Origin of the sequence: Hymenobacter sp. YC55, from assembly GCF_029433095.1 — a bacterium.
In the GTDB taxonomy this organism is placed as follows: domain Bacteria; phylum Bacteroidota; class Bacteroidia; order Cytophagales; family Hymenobacteraceae; genus Hymenobacter.
In genome coordinates, this window is record NZ_JARNTX010000001.1 from 2,274,752 (window position 1) to 2,297,704 (window position 22,953).

The following is a 22,953-nucleotide window of genomic DNA, read 5'->3' on the forward strand; positions in this document are numbered from 1 at the left end:
AGTTAAGCTTTAGCAATTAAGCACTGGATAACAAGCATGTGGGGAAAACGGGGCCAGCGCTTTTTGTCACTTACCACACAGCATCCCTAGTTTAGTACGTGAGACGGGCCGCTGGAGGTTCCCAGCCTGCCCGCATTGTGCTACCTTGCGCCCAGTTGACTGGTTGAAATACGAATGGGCGGCTTATCAAAAGTCCACTCTTAGGGTTGTTCAACCACTACCCTTCAGCACTTATCTTATGCTCGACCCGCACTTGGCCGACCTGCGCAAAACCTACGCTCAGCGCACCCTTTCGGAAGCGGACGTATTGCCCACCGCTGTTCCTCAATTTCGGGTTTGGTTGGAAGAGGCCCTGCAAGCCCAACTCGACGAACCCACAGCCATGACCCTATCGACGGTGGCCGCCAACGGCCAACCCTCGGCCCGGGTGGTACTGCTCAAAGGCTTGCCCGACGACGCGGCTTTTCTCTTCTATACCAACTACGACTCGCGCAAAGGCCGCGACCTAGTTGAACGGCCGCTGGCAGCCCTGACTTTTTTCTGGCCAGGCCTAGAACGGCAAGTACGGGTGGAAGGCCGGGTGGAAAAAGCGCCCGAAGCCTTATCGACCGAGTACTTCCAGAGCCGCCCCCGTGGCAGCCAGATCGGGGCCTGGGCCTCGCCTCAGAGCCAAGTGATAACCAGCCGGGAAGAGCTGGAAGAGCGCGAGAGAAGCATAGCCGCCGACTTTGATGGGCAGGAGTTGCTGCCTCGCCCCCCACACTGGGGAGGCTATTTGCTACGCCCGCACCGCATCGAATTCTGGCAAGGCCGCCCAAGCCGCCTCCACGACCGAATTGTGTACGAGCTGGAAGGCGACACTTGGCGCCTAAGTCGCCTAGCCCCTTGATTATTGAACAACTAACATTCAGAAGGCATCAATCAACAACTGAAATGCTGGCATCATCCGCGAGGGACGCCAACTATGCGGTTGCGGCCTGTTGAATGTTGGCTGTTAAATGCTTCCTGTTACTCGCTAAATAACTGATTTTGGCTGAAATACAACCCTTACGCGGCTGGCGGTATAACCCGGTGTTAAGCCAGCACATCGACGACTACGTTTCGCCCCTCTTTGATGTCGTGTCGCAAAAGCAGCGGGAGGCACTTTATCGGAATCAGTTCAACAGCATTCATCTTTCGGTGCCACGTGGCCAAGATGCCGCGGGGGAGGCGCTGGCGCGGCTGCATGAATGGCAGCAAACGGGTGTATTGCGCCAAGACGAATTGCCGGGTATCTACGTGTATTATCAGTATTTCCGGCTGCCGGGCAGTACCCGCGAGTTCTGCCGCAAAGGCTTTATGTGCCACATCCGGGCCTACGCCTGGACCGACAACGTGGTACTGCGCCACGAAAATACGCTGCCTTCGTCGGTCAACGACCGAGCTGAGTTATTGGCCCGCACCGAATTTCAATCCAGCGCTACCCACGGCCTCTACCGCGACGACGCGTTTGAGTTGGAACGCTGGATGGACGAGGCTATGCAAGACCCGCTCTACCAAACCGAAGAAGACTACCAAGGCGCCCGCGACGTGCTGGCCGTCATTCAGGATGCTCATATCATCGACCGGTTTCAGGCGGTGCTAGCCCAGCGCCAAGTAATTCTGGCCGACGGGCACCACCGCTACGAAGGCTCCTTGGCGTACCGGCAAGCCCGGCTGGCTGCCGACCCCGCTGCTACCGGCAACGAGGGCTGGAACTACCATCTGATGTACCTCACCAATTCGGCAGCCGACGACTTGCGCATTCTGCCCACGCACCGCCTGCTTTTGGATCTACCTGGCAACCTAACCGATGCCGAGCTACTGGCCCGGCTAGAACCCTATTTTGTGGTAATGCCCAAGGAAGACGCCTACGACTTGCCCGAGTTGATTGCCGGCAAGCAGTGGGCATTTGGGTTGTATCTGCAAGATGGGCAGGCATACAAGCTGCGGTTGCGGCCAGAAGTACACGCCCAACTCAGTTGGGACACCACGCAGGAAGTTAAAAACCTGGATCTGACTGTGCTACACTTTTTCGTGCTGGAAAAAGTGCTGGGTATTGTTGGCCCGGATGCGCAGCGGCAGTGGCCGGGCGTGGCGTATGTGCGCAGCTTTTCAGAATGCCTCAAGCGTGTAGACGCCGGAGAAGCACGCGCCGCCCTTTTCACCAACGAAGTCACGATGGATGAGGTGGAGCGAGTGTGTCATTCGGGTGCTGTCATGCCACCTAAATCCACGTTTTTCTACCCCAAAACCATCGGCGGTTTTCTCTTCAGCAGCATTCAGGCCGAAGAAACTGCGCATCCATTTTTGGTTGGTTGACGATTGTTCAATTAGCTAATCTAGTAGTTGAAACCCTTATAGTCAATAAGCAACAAATCAGCTTGTACTGATCTACAATGAAATTAGTTTTAGCTTCTAATTCGCCGCGGCGTCGGCAGTTGCTCACCGACTTGGGAGTGCCCTATACTGTGCGCCTCCAGGAAGTAGACGAGTCTTTTCCTGAGCACCTGCACCGCGCCGAAGTAGCCGAGTATCTGGCTGCTCACAAAGCCGCTGCCTACCGCACCAGCCTAGCCCCCGACGAGGTAGTCTTGACGGCCGATACGATAGTCTGCCTCGACGATGACGTGCTCAACAAGCCCGCCGACGACGCCGAAGCCATCCAGATGCTTACCCGCCTGCAAGGCCGCGCCCACGACGTATTCACGGGTGTGTGCCTACTCAGCGGCGACGGTCGGCAGGTGGTATTTTCCGACCAAACCCGAGTGGTATTCCGCACCCTCTCGGCCGCCGAAATCGAGTACTACGTGCGCAAGTACCAACCCCTCGACAAAGCTGGCGCTTACGGCGCACAAGACTGGATTGGCATGGTGGCCGTCACTCGGCTCGAAGGCTCCTACTTCAATGTAATGGGGTTACCCGTGCACCGGGTCTGGAACGAGTTGATGAAGCTAGGCTTCCCGTTCAACGTTTAGGTCTTCCTTCACTGGCTCCGTGTTTCGCACTGCCCATTCTGCTCCCGTCTCTACCCGATTTATTGTAACTCTGGGACTGTTTTGCTTTTTAGTAAGCAGTGGGTTTCTCTTGTTGGTTTTCGGGTTTACCCCTTTCGAGCAGGTGCATAGCCTGAGCAAGGTTACTTACCACGAAGGGGGCTACAAGCACCTAATCTTAGCGGTAACGCCCGCTACTTACCAGCTACTCCAAATAGGGCTAGCTGTAGTGGCAGGCGTGAGTGCCAGCTTACTGCTTGGCCTGTACTATCTTCGAAAAACTGCACTACGGACAGACCTGCACCAGCTGCGAACCGAGTTACGAAGGGCTATGACAGTTCTTGCCCGTACTGCCCTCGGCTTGTCGAAACTAGAGCGCGGGATATTTATAGGGCTATTGGCCCTAATTCTGGCGGTGCGGGTGTGGTATCTGGTGGCCTACGTACTCAATACCGACGAGGTGGCATCCTACGACTACTTCGTGCGGCAGGGACCAGTGGGTATTAGTAGCTTCTACCCTATTCCCAACAACCATCTGCTGTTCAATTTCGTCTGCTGGCCTCTGTCACTAGTATCCGACAATGTGCGAGTAGTAATGCGAATACCCACCTTTGTAGCTGCTGCTTTAGGCACTTTTCTGGGCTACTTGTTGCTGATGCGTAGCGGTGGTTTCTGGGCTGCCACATTGGCTACGGGCTTGTTTAGCTTGTCGCCGCTAGGCTTATACTACGCGGTAGCTGGTCGGGGCTATTTCCTGCAAATCACACTGTTGCTATTTGCTTTTTCAGCGACAGTAGCCCTGTTGCAGCTACCGTCGTATCGAAGGCTAGGGTGGCTGTTCTTCGTTGGTGCCAGTATTTTGGGGTTCTATACTATTCCCACGTTTCTGTACCCGTTCGCGTCGTTGAGCCTAAGTCTGCTAGTGGGCTTTGCGTGGCAGCGGCGTTGGCTCGAGCTGGGGCAACTTGTGCTGGCGGGGAGCATGGTGGGGACTGTAAGCGCGTTGCTTTACTGGCCTGTAATATGCGTATCTGGCTTCACGCAACTGGTGGGCAATCATTATGTAGCCAAAATGGCGGCCACTGTTTTCTGGCGCAATTACCTCGGCTATTTGCGTCACTTAGCCGACATGCTGGCTGGCAACGGACACTTGGGAATGGCGGCAGGCGGTGGCCTCATGGTACTAGGACCGTTTCTAGTGCGTTTGTTGCCCCGTTTAGCTAAGGTAGTGGGCGCGCTGGCATGGGTGCTACTCGTAGTGCCGCTAATTATAATGGCAGTGCAACAGGTGCTCGTGCCGGCTCGAGTGTTGCTCTATCTCAGCTACGTAGGATGCGTGCTTGGCAGTTTACTAGGCATCTGGTTTCTTACCCGCCTACGAGTACCAACCGCGTACCAAGCGCTTTTAAGCTTGCTGATAGTAGCTGGCTATGGTGGCTATCAGTTCAATCGGCAATTAGCTCCGCATCAGGTGGAGGTGCGCGAGGAAAAACAGATGGAAGCTGCTTACACTTGGCTGACAAGCTGGGGAGGCCAGCGGATATTGTTGGCAGCTCCCTCCTATGAATTGTTCTTTCACCATTACGCGCAACAGGAGCATCGGCCCCTACTCCTACACTCTACCCCAGTAGCCAACCAAACCTACGACTACGTTGTGCAAGCCCGCGGCTCCGACCCGTTGCCTACCTGGGTCAAGCCCCCCCTCTACACCTCTGTCTACGAAAACGAATCCGTAATCATCTACGGGCGCACGCTGAAGCAGTGAGTACGTGGTCAGTTGGATGCTCTACCGAACCTACCAACAGCTAAATTATTACCTCCATTAGTGGCCACGAGCAAGTAACACAATACCACCTACCACTAGCAGCAACCCCAGGGCCTGAGACCAAGCAAGGGTTTCACGCAGTACTAGCACACCAAGCAAAGCGGTGAGCAGTACCGAGCCGCCTACAATCAGCGGGGTACCCACGGAAGCCGGGGCGCCTTTGCCATACACTACAAACGTTAGGATTTCGGCTATCCCTATGCTCACACCAGCCAGCGCGGCCAGGGTAATACCCCGGGCGCTGAGCAAATGCATTGGCAACCCTCCCCGTAGGTACAGCGCTAGCAGCAAGCCTGCGCCAATCAGAGCGGCCACCACCTGTAGCACTACAGCTCCCACCATTTGATGGATGTGCCCAGCTGCTGCCTTAATAAACAGGTTGTAAAGGGCCATTCCCAGGGCAGCGCAAGCCGCTAACTGCAACCAATTCATTCTTCTTCGCTGTCTTGGAGGCGCGTCAGCAGGTTTTGTTGCAACTGCTGCCAAGCGGCGTAATCGTCGCCTTTGGCCCGCACTTCTTGGAGCTGCGAGTTTTCCAACACCACTTTTACGGCCTGTTCGGCTAGCTCACGTAGGTCGTCTCCGTCCGCGTCGAGGTGCGTAATAGCTTGTACTAAGCCGGGAGGCAGATCCTGAGCGGGCTTACCCAAGATGCCCGCTACAATTTCGGCAGCCGCTAAGGCAACACTAGCATCGGCAAGCTCTAGTTGGCCTTCCTCCTCAGCCGCCGTGGCTAGGGCCTCATAAAGCACGGCCTCATTGGGCTGTTCTAGGAAACTTTCGGCAAAATCAGCTGCCGCGTCGTTGTCGAATGTGTAGTAGCCCCAAGTGCTCATATAGGTCAGAAATCAACTGAATGACAGTGAATATTAAGTAGCAGACGTGAGAATGACCAATTTGTTCTAATCACGACAGTTAAACCCGTAATTACTCCTTGTATTCTGAAGATTTGTTCGAGGAATTCTTTTACAAATTTTCATTCAAGCTTTGCGGCGACTGGTCTAAATAATATTGGTATAAATCTTCACTGGCTCTATGCTCCAGATAATACATATAGACAGTGCCGCCAATATGAATACCTAATGGAAATATCAGGAACAAAGACAGCCAGAACAAAAGCCGAGCACCCTTGTCTTTTTGACGGCGACGCTGTAACAAGGCAATCAACCAGAACCCAAAAAATACTACTCCGCATACTGTAGCACTTATTAGATGCTCACTCGCCTCTCGCCTTCCCGGAATAGCTTGAGGTAAAGCCGAAAATGGCGGGTATAAAGTAAATCCTGAACTCCCATCTACTATTTCAAGCCACAATGGTTTACCTAAGAATAGATGAGATGTTACAAGTATGAGAACTCCTGACCAACCCGCTCCCAACGCAAAAAACCAAGTGGTGCGTCATTTCTTTTCCATGATTCTGGATATGTTACCTGAACTTCTCGCGCAGTAGCTCAATCTCCACAGCCGGCGAAATCTTTTCGTAGAGAATATGATAGGCAGCCGACGTAATGGGCATGGGCACCATCAGCTTACGGTTCAATTCGTAGATGCTTTTAACAGCATAATACCCTTCGGCTATCATGTTCATTTCCAACTGCGCCGACTTCACGGAGTAGCCGCGGCCCACCATGTTGCCAAAAGATCGGTTGCGCGAAAACTGTGAATACGCCGTTACCAATAAGTCGCCGAGGTAGGCGGAGCCAGATAAGTCGCGGGGCTGGGGGTTGAGGGCGTGCACAAAGCGGCGCATTTCCTGGATGGCATTGCTTACGAGTACTGCTTGAAAGTTGTCGCCGTAGCCAAGCCCGTGCGCGATGCCCGCAGTTAAGGCAATGATATTCTTCATCACCGAGAAATACTCGATGCCATCAAGGTCCTGAGCGGGGTTGGCTTTCACGTAGCGGTTACGTAGGAGGCGGCAGAAATCCTCGGCCAGTACCGAATCGGGCGAGCCAATGGTAAGATAGCTCTGCTTTTCCAAGGCCACTTCCTCGGCGTGGCACGGGCCCGCTACCACGCCTACCTGCGCGTGCGGTAAACGAAACCGGTCGGCTACGTAATCGGTTACCAGCACGTTCTTGCCCGGTATCATCCCTTTGATAGCCGAAATGACGCGCTTGTTGCGCAGCGCATCGCGGTCCAGCTTGTCAAGCACGGCTTGCACAAATGCCGCGGGCACGGCTAGCACCAACCAGTCAGCTTCGCGCACTACTTCTTCTAGATCGGTGGAAGGGAACACGCGAGTCAGGTCGTGGGCCACCGACGAGAGGTAACGGGGATTGTGGCGCGTGCTGCGCAGGTGCTGCACGTCGTCCTTGGAACGCAACCACCAACCCACCCGGGCTCCATTCTCTGCTAATATTTTGGTGAGAGCAGTGGCCCAGGAGCCGCCGCCAAGCATGGCTATTTTTTCCAATCTAGGTACTAGATGATAGGTGACACGTGGCCGGCCTGGGAAACCAAGCCGATAGGAAGTTCAAATGTGCGAAGTTTCTTTAACAGACAAGCCCTTGCTGCGCTGGTTCGCGCAACAAGGGCTTGTCTGTTTTCAGGTTTACGACACCAGGGAAGTTATTGCCTCGTGCCGACAGTATATTATTGGTCGTCGCCGGGGCCTTCCTTCAACGCTTCTTTGTTGAGGCTCTTGGCATCCTTCACCACTACCAGTGCCCCATCTTTCAGGGTTTTGGCTACAGCCCGGAACGGCCCACTCACTACTTGAGTGCCTGCCTGCAAACCGCTCAGAATTTCAATGTTCTGGAAGTCGCTGATGCCGGTCTTAACCGGTGTCATCACAGCTTTGCCGTCACGAATCACGAAAACTACCTCCTGCACATCAGTGGCTTTGGCAGTTTGTGCGTCCTCATCCGAGCCGCCACTTCTGCGGTTTACTTGCACGGCGGGTGCTTGCCCAGTGGCAGTGGCACTGTCGGTGCGGGTGGTAACGGCGGCTAGCGGCACGCTTAGTACGCCCGTTTTGCGGTTGGTGATGATGTCGACAGAGGCAGTCATGCCGGGGCGGAAAGGCACAACCGTGCGGCCGTTGGTGCTGCGCAGCAAGTGACGGTACGATTCGGGCAATAGCCGGATACGCACCTCAAACTCGGTTACCGCTTCGGCCGTCAAGGCGTCCTTGGCGGTGTTGGCAATGCTGGTCACGAGGCCGCGAAACTTCTCGTCTTTGCTGGCATACGAATCCACTTCCACTGTGGCAGAGTCACCGAGCTGGACGTTGATAATGTCGTTTTCGTTGACGTTCACGCGCACTTCCATGGAGTTGAGGTTGGCAATGCGCATGATTTCCGTACCTGCCATCTGCGAAGTACCTACCACCCGCTCACCTTTCTCCACGTTTAACTTGCTCACGGTGCCGCTCACGGGAGCGTAGATGGTCGTTTTGTTGAGGTTTTTACGCGCTTCTTCTAATCCCGCCTGTGCACTGGCCACGTTGCTTTGCGCGGCTCGGATGCTCTGACGGGCGCTGTTCAGTTCTTCCTGCGAGGCATCATACGCGGCTTTGGCAGCCTCATAATCGGCCTGCGAAATCACTTTCTGCTTGTAGAGCGAAGCATTGCGCCGATACGTCAGTTCGGTTTGCTTGGCATTGGCAATGAGTTGCTGCAACCGAGCCTGCGTCTGGCCCACGTTAGCCCGCTGCGAATTCACGGCCGCCGACTGCTGATTAACCATAGCCTGGTAGTTGTCGGGACGGATGCGCAGCAGCAGCTGGCCCTTTTTCACCGAGTCGCCTTCGTGCACATACAGCTCGATTATCTCCCCCGATACGTCGGGCGAGATTTTCACTTCCGTCTCTGGCTGCACCTTGCCCGAAGCACTTACCTGCTCTACTATATTGACCGTGGCCGCCTTAGCAGCCGTTACCTCTGTGCCGGCCGGTTTGCCTACCCACCCCTGCTTCTTAGCTATCACAAAGCCAATTGTCAGCAACACAATTATGGCCAGCAGACTGTATAATAAGCGGTTGTTCTTCATGAAAAGGTAACTGAGTGTCTGGGTAGCGAAGTAAGCTGTAAAGAAAGGCAGCCAAGGCCTATTGTGGCAAAAGTACTCAGCTGCTTAATTACTCGGCTACTTTATAAGGCAATAGGTTTGCCCTGATAAAAATCCAGCACTTTACGACGGAAGATAAACTGGTATTTGGCCTGAATCATACTCGACTCGGCAGCCGTCAGGTTGTTCTTGGCAATATTGAACTCGGTACCATTGAGCAGCCCGTTGTTGAAGCGAATCTCGGCATTGCGATAAGCAGCACTCAGCGCCTGCACCTGCTGCCGCGAGGAAATATACTGCCGTTGCGAGGCTAATGCGTCGGCGTAAGCCTGCTGAATATTTTGGCGCAGCGTGAGCCGGGCTTGATCGAGCCGCAACTCGGCCTGCTTTACCGCAATCTGAGAACGTTGCACATTGGTGCGCACCTGCAATCCATTGAGAATGGGTATTTGCAAAGCAAATTGCACCGACCGCCCTAAATTGTTTTTGATTTGGTCGGGGAAGTCGCTGGATGTAGAACTGCGCACTGGTTGCTTCGGCGACAGCGCCACAAAGGAAGTGGGTAGCGGTTGGCCCGTTGCGGGGTCAAACTGGAAGACTGGCAGCGGCACTTGCACCGAATCACCCGTGATAATAGGCCGCGTGTAGAGCGAAGAGTAGCCGGTAAATATACTTGCGTTCAAAAACAAGCGAGGATAATAGCCCCCACGAGCTACGTCTACGTTGCGTAGGGCCGAACGCACCCGCAGGTCGGCCGCTTTAATATCGGGCTGCTGCGCCTGTGCCGTTTGATAGGTTGCTTCCGGGTCGGTATCATCCAACGACCGTTCATCTGGATCCGCCAGTTGGGGCGTCGATATTTGCAAAGCGCGGGTAGCAGCCGCATCCAAGTTCATAAGCTGAGCTAATTGCAAGCGCGCAATAGTCAATTGGTTTTGAGCCGTAACCACGTTGTACTGATCGGTAGCAAGCTGCGCCTCGCTATCAAGCAAATTGCTTTCCGCTACACTTCCGGCTTTTAACAGAAGCTTTGTGCGGTCTACTTGCTGCTGCGAGCTATTTACGCGCGCCTCGTTGGAACGTAGTAGCTCTGCAGCCAACACCGTTTGTAGAAACGCCGACGCTACGTTAAGGGCCAGATCGTTGCGTGCTTTGTCGGCGTCGTACACTCCCGCTTCAAACTCCAAGGCATTGCGCTTCACCGTGTTGCGCAGCTGAAACCCTGAAAACAACGTTATCTGCGTGTTGCCGGAGAAGTTGTTGGTGCGCGTGGTCTGGTCCTGAAACACGTTGGTCAGCGGGTTCACCGTCGTGCCATAGTTCCACGCCTGCGTACCCGACAAGTTAGCGGTGGGCAGAAGCGCAGCTTTACTCTGGCGGAGTGTTGCCCCGTTCAAATCCGATGACAACTGACTTTGGCGCACCGTCAGGTTGTTTTGCAACGCGTAGTCGATTGCGCTTTGCAGCGTCCAGGGCGCCGTGGGCGACGCCGCGGGAGCTGTTACCGTACCCGCCGGTGGCTGCGCGGGCGTGGTGGTTTGAGCCGTAGCTACATTACTCAGCAGCAGCGCGCCGCAGCCGGCCGCCCATAGAGGGTGTAACCGAGAAGTAAAGCGTGGTTTCATAAGCACCAGACAGGCAAAAGATTAGGTGATATTGGGAATATAAGTAACGCGGTGTACCCAGCGCAACTGGCGTAGGTATTCCAGCGTAATGTCTTTCAAATCAGAGTCCATCTCGATGAAATGCCGTGCGAGGTCGTTTTTGCCTTTTCGCGAAACCGACATAGTGGCAATATTGCAGTCGTCGTGGGCAATGACGGAGGCAATAAAGGCAATGGAGCCCTTGGCATCATCGGCATCAACAATAAGCGTGTGCAAGTTGCCCGAGAAGTCGGCCGGAAAGCCATCTACTTCTACAATGCGAATTACCCCCCCGCCCCGGCTCTGGCCAATAACTTCCACGGCTTGGCCGGTCCGCTCGTCGCGCAACTGCAGCCGGATGGTGTTGGGATGCATGGTGGAGGCATTGCCAACGCTCTGAAACGTATACTGCAGGCCTGCTTCCTTTGCATGGCTGAGGGCTTCACGGATGCGTACGTCGTCGGTAGTCATGCCGAGCAGGCCGCCAATAATGGCGCGGTCGGAACCGTGCCCTTCGTAGGTGCGGGCAAACGAGTTGTAGAACGTAATAATAGCGTGGGTGGGAATACCACCGAGGATACGGATAGCCGCTCGGGCAATACGCACCACACCCGCCGTGTGCGAGGAGCTAGGCCCAATCATAACGGGCCCAATCATGTCGAAAATACTGCTTTTCTCAGCCATAAGACGGGGTAAAGGTATCAGATTCGACGGGGATACCAAGTGTTAGAAAGCGAGTGATTTTTCGACTGTTTCGCACTCCTTAGGTGCGACTAAACGTATAGATGCAGTCCATTCGCTAGGGGTTGCCCGGCGGGTGCCAATTCGTTGCTTTTTCGTTCTTTGTGCTGGATTCACACTCTGCCACCCCCTCTTATGCCTATTCCCGAGGACGAGTTTTCGCCCGCCGTATGGAACCAGTTGCGTCTGCTCCAGAAAAAGTATGCTGCTGATGGTCAAGATTTAGCTGCTTACTTAGAAGGGCTGTATTACGCCGATTACGTCAACTATTGGGACTATATCAACCTCGATACGCTCCTGAGTTTGCAACGCCCGCTCACCAAGATTCCCGACGAGCGAATCTTTATCATGTACCACCAGATTACGGAGCTCTACTTCAAGCTTTGCCTCTGCGAATACGAGCAACTTGGCGAGTTGCAGCAGCCAACGCTTCAGGAGCTAGTCTTGCGCGTAGGCCGCATCAACCGCTACTTCGAAAACCTAATCGACTCGTTCGATGTGATGGTCGACGGCATGGACAAGCAGCAGTTCCTTCAGTTCCGCATGTCCCTGATGCCAGCGTCGGGCTTTCAATCGGTGCAGTACCGCATGATAGAAATTGCCAGCACCTCCCTCGACAACTTGGTAGATAAAGAGAAACGCCGCCTGCTAGGCGAAGCTGCCGCCCACGATGAATTGCTAGGCTGCATCTATTGGAAGGCTGGAGCAACAATTGAGGAGAGCGGCGCCAAAGCTTTAACACTCATCCAATTCGAAGAAAAATATACGCAGCAGTTAGCTGCACACGCCGCCCACTACCGCGACCGAAATGTATGGAGCGTGGTGCAGCGCCTCCCCGAAGCCGATCAGCAACACCCGCGCCTGTTACGCCAACTTAGGCAACTCGATGTGAATGTGAATGTGAATTGGCCACTGATGCACTTCAAGTCGGCCGTGCGCTACCTGGAACGAGACCCGACGGCTATTGCAGCTACAGGCGGCACCAACTGGAAGAAGTATTTGCCTCCCAAGTTTCAGCGTCGCATCTTCTATCCTCAGCTCTGGAGCGCGCAGGAGCTAGAAGATTGGGGAAAAGGGTGGGTGGAAAGCGTACTCGGCAATGAAGTAGGAACTTAAGGTATTATTGATCTTACCTTATGTCTTCCGTTCCTCATGCTCTACCTGCATCAACAAAATATTTTCCTGCGTTAACTGGAATTCGGGCAGTAGCTGCTTTTATGGTAGTACTGTTCCACTTCAATCCTTTGGTATATGTAAACCAACAGAATATAGCGGTTCGTTGGCTTAATTACTTTATTCAGCAACTCCACGTAGGTGTACCTATTTTCTTTGTTTTAAGTGGCTTCTTAATTACGTATCGTTATATAAATACTGTTGAATTATCTGAACGGTGGATAAAGCAATACTTATGGAATAGATTTACAAGAATTTATCCTATGTATTTTATTTTAACCGCCATTACATTTTTGCTGCTAGAATATATGCCGGCAGGTAACGCTGGCGCATGGCAAACCACTGATTTTTCATGGAAGGATAAGGCGGTTACTATTTTACTGAACATCACCTTACTGAAAGCCTTCTTCAAAACCCTGCTTACCTCAGGCATTCCTACAGCTTGGTCTTTAACGGTAGAAGAAAGTTTCTATATTCTAGCTCCACTCTTATTAAATAGGGTGCGCCAGAATATGATATATATAATTATCTTCCCAGTTGTCTTCTTACTTGCAGGGACACTCCTAGTTTTTCTTGCCTCTCTAAGCCCTTACTTCCTTTATGGCTTTATGAAATCAATGAATCTCATGCTACGCTTCACTTTTTTTGGTAGGTGTGTGGAGTTTATGTGTGGCATGGGACTGGCTGTTTATATAGTAAGAAATCAGCCAATATTAACTAACAGGTTACAATTCACTATAATTGGGGTAGCCGGTGTAATTTGCTGTATTGTTGCTTTAGCGATAATAAAATCTACTCATATTCCCACTACTTCATGGCCAACATCAGAATGGTCTATTTTAGTGCAGAACTTCGTTCTACCATTATTTGTGGCTCTACTATTTTACGGAATCTTAACAGAGAAATCCTCGGTTGCAAACATATTAAAAACCAATATATTTATTTTATTAGGCAAAAGCTCATACGTTTTATACTTACTCCATATAGGCCCTATTGATAATTTCTTTGCATACGCTGTATCCCAAAGCTCAATTATAAGAATAGCTTTTTATTATGCAGCATCAATATTTATTTTCAAATTTATTGAAGAACCAATATTAATAAAGCTGAGAAATCAACTGAATTGGAATGCAATTACGCTAATGCAACTGCAGGATAATTAATCCATGTAGTAAGTTAAAGAGAATTGAAATTACACGGAAACAAAAAGGCCGGCTCACAAAGTGAGCCGGCCTTTTTGTTGTTAGCAGTAGCTTACTTCACTGCAAAGGCAGCTTGTGTGTTTTCCCAAGCCAGAGTAACAGTGCCAGCTTTGTCGGCTGTGATAGTGAACTGCTCAACTAGTTGAGGCGTCTTGCTAGGTTTCACTTTCACGCGCAAGGCATCCTGCTTTTCGTCGTATTTGAAAGCGCCCCACTGCTTGGCGGTCTTATTGAAAATAATGGTCCACTCCTGCTCGCCAGGAATGGCAAACAGTGCATATGTACCAGCAGGCAGTGCCTGTCCATTAATTTTGAGATCTTTCTTAGCTTCAAAAGTGGTAGCCTCGTTGGCTCCAGCGCGCCACACTTTGCCATAGGGCTCTAACTCCCCGAATATCTTTCGGCCCTTTACGGAAGGCCTGCTGTACTCGATAGTAAAGTTGGGAGCCGTAACAGTAGCCGGGGGGCTGGGCCGCTTTGACTTGTCTTCCGGCATTTTGGCTTGGGCAAAAGCCCCACCAGAAAGAAGCACAGCCCACATAAAGAGCAGCAGGAATTTTAGAGACTGGTTACGCATGGTTGTAATGTAAAAGGATTGGTTAGGAGTTGGCAAATACAGTGTGTTCAAGGCATAGACGCGGTTTTTACAACAAAGACGTATGCTTGCTCCTAGTTAGACAAATAACCTGCCACGCTTCGACGGTTCATCTAACTACTTAGAAAGGGCAGCCGCAGATTATTGTGCAAAACAATCGCACTGCCCTAAACAGCTGCTCCTTGGAGTATAGCTCAACAACGCACAAATAGCTAGCAAAGTTGAGCCTACACCCTAGTCTACGTTGCTGCCTCTGTTCTTTCTTGACTCAATCCGGACAGTGAAAGGGTTTCGAGTAAGACCGAAATCTACCAAGAAGCAGCTGTGTTTATTACGGTTGCCTACTTTATCTGCCACAAAGAGTTACCGTGCTTTAGACAGGATAAGTATCGCTCATCTTGCTTCTTGATGGCAGCCTGCAAGTACGCGTTGATCTGGTAGTGAAGCGCAATGTCCTTCTAGGATTGCTATAAAGCCGTTTTGGCTCAGCCGGAGTATACTACTGCATGGATATGTGAAATGCGGTGGATAATGCATTTATCTAGCAGCCTCGTGTCCCTACTGCGTGTATCGTCAGCTAGTTACATAGAGTATTTCTATATACTGAACCTTTTCAGCTTCTCGTATGGTTTGTTTTGCCAACCAGCAACTCCATTACTTGTCATTGCCTGTTGAGAAATGAACCAGCCGTACCATCCTGATTTAAGCGCACGTTTGGAAAAATCATTTGAAGAAGCCGACAAGGCTCGGGAAATGCTGACGGAATCCATGGCCAATGCGGTGGCTACTAATTGCGACCTATTGCATCACGGTCTCGTTAGTGCCAAAGGTCTTGAAGTTACCACTGAGATGTACCGCCACATGCTGGGCAAACTGCTGCGCAGTAGCTCTGGCGAAGTCCGGGCTCAAGTGCTGGATTCATTCAACCAATCCATGGAGAAGTTTTGGCCCCGCAAGCGAGTTGATGGTTCTAGCTTTACCGAACCGACGGAATAACGTGGGCGTAGCTGCATTACTCCAGTAAATAGCACGTATACTAATAGGAGCAGCTGCAGGTAGCCTTTCAAAGTCGTTTGAGCCGTATCTTTGCGGCCCCCTTATCAATACTGGTCAAAAGGATAACCACCTTTCACCATTTTCATGTCTGACAACAAACAAGAAATCGAGGTACTGCTGCCGCCAGCCGTAGCCTACGATGAATTCAAGCGCTATAGCGCTATCCTTTCGGCTGCAGGCTTAACTCCCGGCGAAGCCAATTTCGTGCACCTTCGCAAACGTTCTATTGATGCTCGCGGCCGACAGCCGCTGGTGCGTTTGCGCGCCGATATCTACCACACCCCCCCTCCTGCTGGGCTATTCGGACCCTGGTATCAGTATCCTGATGTACGCGAGGCCAAGCGCTCCGTCATCATTGTGGGGGCCGGACCGGCCGGCTTGTTCGCTGCCTTACGGGCAATTGAGCTAGGCGTTCGGCCAATAGTACTCGAGCGGGGCAAAGACGTACGCACCCGCCGCCGCGATTTGGCAGCTCTCAACAAAGACCATATTGTTAACCCCGACTCCAATTATTGCTTTGGAGAAGGCGGCGCCGGCACCTATTCCGATGGCAAGCTGTACACCCGCGCTACCAAGCGCGGCGACGTAGGCCGTATTTTGCGCTTGCTGGTACAGCACGGCGCCACCCCCGATATCTTGGTGGACGCGCATCCTCATATTGGTACCAACAAGTTGCCTTTGGTGGTAGCAGCTCTACGCGAAAGCATTCGTCAGGCTGGCGGGGAAGTACGTTTTGATACCAGGGTCACGGACTTGGTACTGGATAAAAGTCGTTTACGCGGCGTAGTTACGGCTAATGGCGAGGCCTTGGAAGCCGATGCCGTTATTCTGGCTACTGGCCATTCCGCTCGGGACATTTACGAGTTGCTGGACCGCCGTGGTGTGCTTATCGAAGCAAAGCCATTTGCACTAGGCGTGCGCGTAGAGCATCAGCAGCAATTGATCGACCAAGCGCAGTACCGCTTGCCAGACCGAGGCCAATTACCCGCAGCCTCTTATTCACTGGTACACCAGACGCAATGGCAAGGTCGGCAACGGGGCGTATTTTCCTTCTGTATGTGCCCAGGCGGCTTCATTGTGCCTGCTGCCACGGCGCCGGGCGAAGTGGTAGTGAACGGTATGAGCCCTAGCCGTCGCGATTCGCGATTCGCAAATTCGGGTATAGTGGCTGCTATCGAGCTCGAAGATATGGACCTACGCCAACACGGAGCATTAGCCGGCTTGCGTCTTCAGGAGCAAATAGAGCAACGCGCCTGCCACTTGGCTGGCAATACCCAATTGGCTCCAGCTCAGCGGCTAGGCGATTTTCTAAAGAAAAAGACGTCTTCGGAGCTGTTAGAAACCAGCTACCAGCCAGGCTTGGTAGCTTTATCTATGGACGAAGTACTAGGGGCCGGCTTAGCCGAACGGCTGCGTCAAGGCTTCCGCAACTTCGGCCAGAAGATTCCGGGCTACGCCACCAACGCGGCCCAGATTGTAGGGGTGGAAAGTCGTACCTCCTCGCCCGTGCGCATTCCTCGCGACCGAGACACCTTAGAGCACCCACAGGTTCAGGGCTTGTTTCCTTGTGGCGAAGGCGCGGGCTATGCAGGTGGCATTGTATCGGCGGCCATGGATGGGGAACGCTGCGCCGAAGCTGCTTTTAACAGCTTCTAAGCTCTTTTCTTGATTGTTACAAGCGGTATTTCGTATACCGCTAACTCCTTACTTAGTTTGCTTACAATCACGTTGCTGCTTACTAAACTCAGCAACAAGAAACTTGAATTGCCATGAAAAAGACTTTGGTACTCGGCGCAAGCGACAATCCTGCCCGTTATTCGTTCCGAGCAGTGCATCAACTCAAGAAGTACGGGCACGAAGTGGTGCCTGTTGGTATTCGGAAAGGCCAGGTAGCTGGTTACGACATCCACACAGACCGTCCCACCGCCACTGCTGTTGATACCGTTACCTTATATGTAGGCCCACAGAATCAGCCCACTTGGTACGACTACATTCTTGACCTGCAACCCAAGCGCATCATCTTCAACCCTGGTACAGAGAACCCAGAGTTGGAGCGTATGGCGCAAGAGCGAGGCATCCAAACAGAGGAAGCTTGTACGTTAGTGATGTTGTCGGTAGGACAATATTAAGTTAAACCTATATTATATAACTGCCTCAAATCTATAACTTAAGATTTGAGGCAGTTTTTTATTGGGCTAAGTGAGCGAGCAATTATAGGTTAACAGATAGGCGAACCTAGGCAGCTATACCCCTCAGGGAGAAAAATTTTTATTGATTATTCTAAATTTTTTTGGACTATGAATAATGCTATGAAATCGATTTACATCTACGCGCAGTGCAATAATCACCTAACTCGTGCTATTTAGCCCAATTTGTTAGGTAGTTTTTTTTCATACTTTTGAAACCATTAGAGGGTGCCGACGTTTAGGGTGCTGATTCATCACACAGCCCTCAACATTTACTTAATATAATAATAACTTTGACTTTTCCAATAAAGGTCTGGTTATAATTATAATAAATCGAAGGACAATGTATTCCGCTTTTTATAGCATTCATTTTCTTCGTACTTTTATGCCACCATTTAGTCATAGTCTCTGCTCATGATTACCTCAGAGATTTCCGAACGCCGCTCCTCATCTGAACCCGCCCAAATGTCCAGCATCTATGAACACAAAAGGCGAAAAGGTATGTCACACCACACTACGTCCTATCAAGTGAAGAGCAGCGTCAATGACGTTGTCAAGCGCGCTTTCGATCTGTGTTTTGCTACCCTCGTTGTTATTCTACTGCTCAGCTGGTTAGTGCCGCTGATTGCGCTGCTAATAAAGCTTGATTCTCAAGGCCCAGTTTTCTTTAAACAGCTTCGCACTGGAAAGGGCGGTAAGCCGTTCTATTGCCTGAAGTTCCGGAGCATGCGGATCAATGCGGATGCTGACTCTCGTCAGGCAAGCCGCGACGATAACCGCATCACCAAGCTAGGTGCCTTCATGCGCAAGACTAGCATCGATGAGCTTCCACAGTTCATTAATGTATTGCGGGGCGAAATGTCAGTAGTAGGTCCGCGTCCTCACATGCTGCGTCATACCGAAGACTACTCTCGTGTGATTGCCAACTTTATGGAGCGTCATCTAGTAACTCCTGGCATCACAGGTTGGGCGCAGGTAGAAGGCCACCGGGGCGAAACCAAAGAAACTGAAGCAATGGAGAAGCGTGTAAATGCCGACATCCATTACATCAGAAACTGGTCTTTCCTGCTAGACTTGAAGATTGTCGCCCTTACGGTTCGCCAAGCTATCAGAGGCAACGAAAACGCTTTCTAAAAAAGGAAGCATAACAAACTTAATACGAGGAAGAATAGCAAGCTGCTACTCTTCCTCGTATTGCCTTTTTAGGGCCTTTAGCTCCGAAGTTAGGCTATCTAGTTTCAGCAACAATGCTGCTGCTGCCTGACCATATGGCCCACTACTATTAGTCCAGGCAAGAAATTGCTGAATCTCCTGCCTAGCAAAGGAGGTCATCGTTACGGCATTGTCTAAAAACTCTTCCTCGGGTTCCATATCAAATCGAACTCAGTTTCCAGCGCCAGAGGGTTGGCCTGCTGAAACTAGGGTTATAGATCAACACAGGCCTACTTTAACAAGTTCTACAGTTATAGAAGGCCACATGATAATCATTAATCTATAAACGTGAATAAGTAAAGTGCGCTAAACTGTCATTTTCAGCGCTTTCATAGTATAGTACAACGCCGTTTATCTTTTCTTGCACAACTACGGCCCTAAGACACTACCCTAGTTCCTCGGTGTTATTGAGTTGTGCCACTTAGCCAACCATTTACTTTTCCTGTTCTTTAAAAGGCAGCATTATCAAGCAAATGGCTGATAATGCTGCCTTTGCGGTTTTTATTATGTACTAGCACTAAATCAATCCGTGTGACTCATTGTGAGGATACACCCCGCATTACTAACGTTGAAGATGCTAAAGCTTATGCTTTACAGTTACAAGATTCGCGTTGCTTGATTACATCCGCTTTAGATTAAAACATAGCTTGTAAATAGTCACTAAATTTTTCACAATGCAGGCAACTGTTGCCTGCACACAGCCATCTACCCTCCCAAACGCTCTGCTTTTGTTCTGAACTCTACTCAACCAACTGTGACTGATGCTGACCTCATTGCCGCCTGCTGCCAAGGCAGTGGCCGCGCCCAGAAGCTGCTCTACGAGCGGTTTGCGGGTATGATGCTGGGGGTATGTCTGCGTTATCTGCGTCGCCGCGAAGATGCCGAGGAAGCATTGCTAAGCGGGTTTACCAAGATGTTTCGGGCCTTAAGCCAATATCGGCACGAGGGTAGCTTCGAGGGCTGGATTCGTCGTATTATGGTAAACGAGGCTCTCGGGATGCTTCGCCGTAAAGAGCCTTTGCATATGGCCATCGACGACCTTACGTACGACGTACCCGCAACCGCCGCCGAAGCGGAAAGCCAGCTCAATGCTGCCGACCTCATGGGCTTGCTGGCAGAATTGCCCGCCGGCTACCGTACTGTGTTCAACCTCTATGCCCTGGAAGGCTATACCCACCCCGAAATCGGCGAGCTGCTCGGTATTTCGGAGGGCACCAGCAAGTCGCAGCTCAGCAAGGCGCGGGCTATGCTTCAGCGCCGCCTGATAGCCGCTAACCAAACGGCTACTCCTTCTTCTAACGCTTCACCGAAAGAACTATATGCAACCGGAAGATATTGATAAGCTGTTCCGGGACCGGCTTGAAGGGCACGCTCCCGTCCCGCCGGCCTACCTCTGGGACCAACTCGAAGAAGAGTTGCAGCCCACCAAGAAGCGCCCCGTTCTGTGGTTATGGGCTGCGGCCGCCGCTGTATTGCTTTGCTTTGTGAGTGGCCTGTTATGGCTGCAGCTTACTCCCACAGCGGGAGTGGGCTCCGCTCCGCTGGCTACTAATACCAAGCCAACGCGCTCCGCCAATCAAGAACTACAGCCTGCTGCGCAACCCGAAAAAAAATCAGCGGAAGCTGTTGTATCTCGGGCAACCCCCTCCCCGGCTCTTGCATCTACCCTCCCGAAAGCGACCGCTGCTGCAGCCCCGACCGCTCCGCTTCGCCAGCCTGAGGGTGCGCGCCCCGAAGCTCGGCAGCAACTCACCGCTTCAACTTCTCGCCCTGCCCGCAGCACTAAAACCCTTCGTCCTGCTCCAATTCCTGAAATCGTGAAACCACAACCGGCCCCTGAAGCTATAGCTGCTACCACTTCAAAGACGCAACCGGAGCGCTCTTTGCCTTCAGTGGAAACGTTGGTGCCAGCTCAGACTCCAACGGCTGTGGCTTTAGCAGCCACCCCGTCGGCTCCTACCGGACCCATCGAGGTGGAAGTACACCGCAGCAACGATGCGGTAGCCACTGCAGATGCAGCTGGTAATTCGCGCCGCAGCCTAGGTGGTATTCTGCTTCGCCAAGCCCGTAATGCTGTTAAGGGCGAACGAGTTAGCCTAGCTGAAACCGGCCTGCCCGAAACCGTGACGGTACAAGCCCGCGTGGGCAACCGCACACTTACCAAAGTGATTCAACTCTAATTATCCCTTGTCATGAAACGCCTCTCCGCTCTGCTGGCTGCCTTCGTGCTGCTAGCCCTGGCCTCGCCTTGCTTTGCCCGTACTACCTTCCCTGCCCACCTCGACGACACCATTGTGGTGAAACTGCCGAACCAAGCGACCATGACGCTGTTCGTGAAAAACAAACAGCAACTACGGGAACTGCGAGCCTACAAACTCGACTCTTTAATGCTGCTGCTGGACACCTATATCAGTCAGGCGGAAGCTGCTGGTAAAAACTCGAAATCCGAGCAGGTAACCATGGAGTTCTACCCAGCCAAAGACCGCCCCGGCAAACAAGTACCTGAGCAAATCCGCATCACGATGCGCAACGACGCAAGCACCCGTAGTAACGGCGACAAGGTGGAAGTAAACATGGGCCGTGTATTCGGGGTGAAGGTGGAAGAAAATGCGGATGGCAAAGGCGGCGACCGTGTGGATATCCACCTAGGCAGCACCGCCAAAGATGATTCCGTTGCCGCCGCCAAGCGCAAAGCCAAGAAGGAAGCTTATAAAAACCGCGCCGTGCACAACAACTTCACTATTGACCTGGGCTTGAACACGCTGGTTGGAGCAAAGGCGCCACAAAATCAGCTCGAGCCTGACCTGAAGCCCATCGGCTCTCGCTACCTCAGTCTCAATTGGCACTATGACATCCGCGTTGGAAAGCCAGGTTCGCCTTTTCACCTGCTAACTGGACCTGAGCTGGCGTTCAACAACTACATGCTCGATGATAACTCCCGGTTTATCAATACCAACGGCGTTACGACGCTAGTTTCAGAAACTGATTTGAGCTTAGATAAGAGCAAGCTAGCGGTTACTATGCTCAACCTGCCACTGATGGCAACGCTTCAGTTCAAGGGCAACAACGACAAAGACGGTTTCCGCATTGGAGCGGGCGGATTTATTGGCTACCGGTTGGGCTCACACACCAAAATCAAGTACAGCGAGGACGGCCGCACCCGCAAAGACAAAGACCGGGGCAGCTACAACCTCACCGACTTCCAATATGGCGTGCAAGGCCTGATTGGGATTCGTAGTCTGGAACTGTTCGGCAAATACAACTTGAACGACCTGTTCAAGAACGACCTCGGCATTCAAGCCCAAGCGCTAAGCTTCGGTATCACGCTGCTGCACTAGAGATAACCCAATGAGGTAAGTAGCGCGAAGTAGCGTTTCCCTTCGAACAGTCACTCTCTTACCAAACAAGCCCTTGACGCTCACACAGTCGTCAAGGGCTTGCTTCGTTTTAGGGCTTAGAAGGAGAATTCTACTTCGCATGGAAAGCAATGTTGACTACCTCGTTTAGTTGCTTCACCCAAGCTCATTTCGGTAAAAATTATCCAGCAGAATGGCCGCCGAAATAGCCACGTTTAGGCTTTCGGCCTGGCCTCGGCCAGGGATGTGCAGACGTTGCGTGAGGCGCGCTTCCACTTCCGGCGTAAGCCCGTGCGATTCGCTGCCCATTACGAGTACGCCGGTTGGTTTGAGCGTGAGCTGGTGCACATTATCTCCGTGTAAATCGGCTCCGAATACGGGCAGCTCAGTTGGTAACGTGGCGAGCCAAGTGGGCAAGTCGCGCTGCCAGACGGGCACGCGGGTGAAGGAGCCCATGGTGGCCGCCACAGTTTTGGGCGCCCAGGGGTCGGCGCAGGTTTCACTAAGCACTACGCCTGCTAAGCCGTACCAGTCGGCGAGGCGAATGAGCGTGCCTAAGTTGCCGGGGTCGCGCACTTGGTCGAGGGCGAGGAGCAGTCCGGAGGTAGCAGGCTGCAAGGGCGGCTCTTCGGGCAGCCGGGCAATGGCAATAGCCGTATTATTGGTGGCGAGGGTGCCCAGGCCCGTCAATTCCTGTTCGGTGAGTAACTCAACGGGAATATTGGGTAATGCGCCAGGTAATTTTGGCTTAAATTCTGCCGTTACCAGCACACGTTCCGTTTGAAGTCCGGACCTTAGCAGTTCCAGCACACTCTTGCCCCCTTCTACCAAGAAGGCGCCGTGCCGGAGCCGGTACTTTTTCAGGTGCAGCGCGTGTACGTATTTTGCTACTGCTTTTGAGACCATACGCTTCACTAAACAGACGCCCAATCGGGCCTC

At 52.3% G+C, this 22,953-nt stretch carries 22 protein-coding genes; 13 read left to right on the forward strand and 9 right to left on the reverse strand.

The window, feature by feature from the left end; genetic code table 11:
• Window positions 1–238: 238 nt before the first annotated feature.
• The 4 genes from pdxH to P1X16_RS09710 all read left to right on the forward strand — a co-directional run bounded on the left by pdxH (window position 239) and on the right by P1X16_RS09710 (window position 4,779).
• Entirely contained in the window at window positions 239–889 is a 651-nt protein-coding gene (gene pdxH / locus P1X16_RS09695; RefSeq protein ID WP_277228052.1) for a pyridoxamine 5'-phosphate oxidase, read from the forward strand.
• A 140-nt stretch (window positions 890–1,029) separates the two neighbouring features.
• A complete protein-coding gene (locus P1X16_RS09700) occupies window positions 1,030–2,340 on the forward strand; it encodes a DUF1015 domain-containing protein (RefSeq protein WP_277228055.1) in 1,311 nt (436 codons plus the stop codon).
• 77 nt (window positions 2,341–2,417) lie between these two features.
• Window positions 2,418–2,996, forward strand: coding sequence for a Maf-like protein (locus P1X16_RS09705; RefSeq protein WP_277228057.1), 579 nt, complete (start codon window positions 2,418–2,420; stop codon window positions 2,994–2,996).
• A 349-nt stretch (window positions 2,997–3,345) separates the two neighbouring features.
• Entirely contained in the window at window positions 3,346–4,779 is a 1,434-nt protein-coding gene (locus P1X16_RS09710; RefSeq protein WP_277228060.1) for a hypothetical protein, read from the forward strand.
• Window positions 4,780–4,836: 57 nt separating this feature from the next.
• Here P1X16_RS09710 and P1X16_RS09715 read toward each other — a convergent pair whose 3' ends face one another.
• From P1X16_RS09715 to sdaAB, 7 genes are all read right to left on the reverse strand, one after another.
• Window positions 4,837–5,271, reverse strand: coding sequence for an EamA family transporter (locus P1X16_RS09715; RefSeq protein ID WP_277228063.1), 435 nt, complete (start codon window positions 5,269–5,271; stop codon window positions 4,837–4,839).
• Complete coding sequence (locus P1X16_RS09720) at window positions 5,268–5,675, reverse strand: DUF4259 domain-containing protein (RefSeq protein WP_277228066.1); 408 nt, start codon at window positions 5,673–5,675, stop codon at window positions 5,268–5,270. Before P1X16_RS09720 ends, P1X16_RS09715 begins: the two co-directional genes overlap by 4 nt.
• 130 nt (window positions 5,676–5,805) lie before the next feature.
• Window positions 5,806–6,153, reverse strand: a complete 348-nt coding sequence (locus P1X16_RS09725) for a hypothetical protein (RefSeq protein WP_277228069.1) — start codon at window positions 6,151–6,153, stop codon at window positions 5,806–5,808.
• Between the two features lie 112 nt (window positions 6,154–6,265).
• Entirely contained in the window at window positions 6,266–7,255 is a 990-nt protein-coding gene (locus P1X16_RS09730) for an NAD(P)H-dependent glycerol-3-phosphate dehydrogenase (RefSeq protein ID WP_277228071.1), read from the reverse strand.
• Between the two features lie 179 nt (window positions 7,256–7,434).
• Window positions 7,435–8,832 (reverse strand): efflux RND transporter periplasmic adaptor subunit, encoded by a 1,398-nt coding sequence (locus tag P1X16_RS09735; RefSeq protein WP_277228074.1) that lies wholly within the window; start codon window positions 8,830–8,832, stop codon window positions 7,435–7,437.
• 101 nt (window positions 8,833–8,933) lie between these two features.
• Entirely contained in the window at window positions 8,934–10,475 is a 1,542-nt protein-coding gene (locus P1X16_RS09740) for a TolC family protein (protein WP_277228078.1), read from the reverse strand.
• A 21-nt stretch (window positions 10,476–10,496) separates the two neighbouring features.
• Complete coding sequence (gene sdaAB, locus P1X16_RS09745) at window positions 10,497–11,177, reverse strand: L-serine ammonia-lyase, iron-sulfur-dependent subunit beta (protein ID WP_277228081.1); 681 nt, start codon at window positions 11,175–11,177, stop codon at window positions 10,497–10,499.
• A gap of 192 nt (window positions 11,178–11,369) precedes the next feature.
• On the opposite strand from sdaAB, the gene P1X16_RS09750 reads away from it, so the two are divergent.
• Together P1X16_RS09750 and P1X16_RS09755 are read left to right on the forward strand one after the other, a co-directional pair.
• On the forward strand, window positions 11,370–12,350 hold the full coding sequence (locus tag P1X16_RS09750) for a tryptophan 2,3-dioxygenase family protein (protein WP_277228085.1): 981 nt from the start codon (window positions 11,370–11,372) through the stop codon (window positions 12,348–12,350).
• A gap of 20 nt (window positions 12,351–12,370) precedes the next feature.
• Complete coding sequence (locus P1X16_RS09755) at window positions 12,371–13,570, forward strand: acyltransferase (RefSeq protein ID WP_277228088.1); 1,200 nt, start codon at window positions 12,371–12,373, stop codon at window positions 13,568–13,570.
• A gap of 91 nt (window positions 13,571–13,661) precedes the next feature.
• Here P1X16_RS09755 and P1X16_RS09760 read toward each other — a convergent pair whose 3' ends face one another.
• The gene (locus P1X16_RS09760; protein ID WP_277228089.1) at window positions 13,662–14,186 is read right to left on the reverse strand and encodes a DUF2911 domain-containing protein; all 525 of its coding nucleotides are present in this window, start codon (window positions 14,184–14,186) and stop codon (window positions 13,662–13,664) included.
• Window positions 14,187–14,882: 696 nt separating this feature from the next.
• Between P1X16_RS09760 and P1X16_RS09765 the strand changes: the two genes are divergently transcribed.
• From P1X16_RS09765 to P1X16_RS09795, 7 genes are all read left to right on the forward strand, one after another.
• The gene (locus P1X16_RS09765) at window positions 14,883–15,200 is read left to right on the forward strand and encodes a hypothetical protein (protein WP_277228092.1); all 318 of its coding nucleotides are present in this window, start codon (window positions 14,883–14,885) and stop codon (window positions 15,198–15,200) included.
• Window positions 15,201–15,344: 144 nt separating this feature from the next.
• On the forward strand, window positions 15,345–16,916 hold the full coding sequence (locus tag P1X16_RS09770) for an FAD-dependent oxidoreductase (protein WP_277228095.1): 1,572 nt from the start codon (window positions 15,345–15,347) through the stop codon (window positions 16,914–16,916).
• 113 nt (window positions 16,917–17,029) lie between these two features.
• Entirely contained in the window at window positions 17,030–17,389 is a 360-nt protein-coding gene (locus P1X16_RS09775) for a CoA-binding protein (protein ID WP_277228098.1), read from the forward strand.
• 558 nt (window positions 17,390–17,947) lie between these two features.
• Window positions 17,948–18,580 carry an exopolysaccharide biosynthesis polyprenyl glycosylphosphotransferase gene (locus P1X16_RS09780; protein WP_277228101.1) on the forward strand — a complete coding sequence of 211 codons (633 nt, stop codon included), beginning with the start codon at window positions 17,948–17,950 and terminating at the stop codon, window positions 18,578–18,580.
• 832 nt (window positions 18,581–19,412) lie between these two features.
• Window positions 19,413–19,997 carry a sigma-70 family RNA polymerase sigma factor gene (locus tag P1X16_RS09785; RefSeq protein WP_245118039.1) on the forward strand — a complete coding sequence of 195 codons (585 nt, stop codon included), beginning with the start codon at window positions 19,413–19,415 and terminating at the stop codon, window positions 19,995–19,997.
• Window positions 19,978–20,838: a hypothetical protein gene (locus tag P1X16_RS09790; protein ID WP_277228108.1), complete on the forward strand. Its 861-nt coding sequence runs from the start codon at window positions 19,978–19,980 to the stop codon at window positions 20,836–20,838. Before P1X16_RS09785 ends, P1X16_RS09790 begins: the two co-directional genes overlap by 20 nt.
• Before the next feature lie 12 nt (window positions 20,839–20,850).
• Window positions 20,851–21,996: an outer membrane beta-barrel protein gene (locus tag P1X16_RS09795; protein ID WP_277228111.1), complete on the forward strand. Its 1,146-nt coding sequence runs from the start codon at window positions 20,851–20,853 to the stop codon at window positions 21,994–21,996.
• 174 nt (window positions 21,997–22,170) lie between these two features.
• On the opposite strand, the gene P1X16_RS09800 is transcribed toward P1X16_RS09795, so the two are convergent.
• Window positions 22,171–22,920 (reverse strand): RNA methyltransferase, encoded by a 750-nt coding sequence (locus P1X16_RS09800; RefSeq protein ID WP_277228114.1) that lies wholly within the window; start codon window positions 22,918–22,920, stop codon window positions 22,171–22,173.
• Window positions 22,921–22,953: the final 33 nt, after the last annotated feature.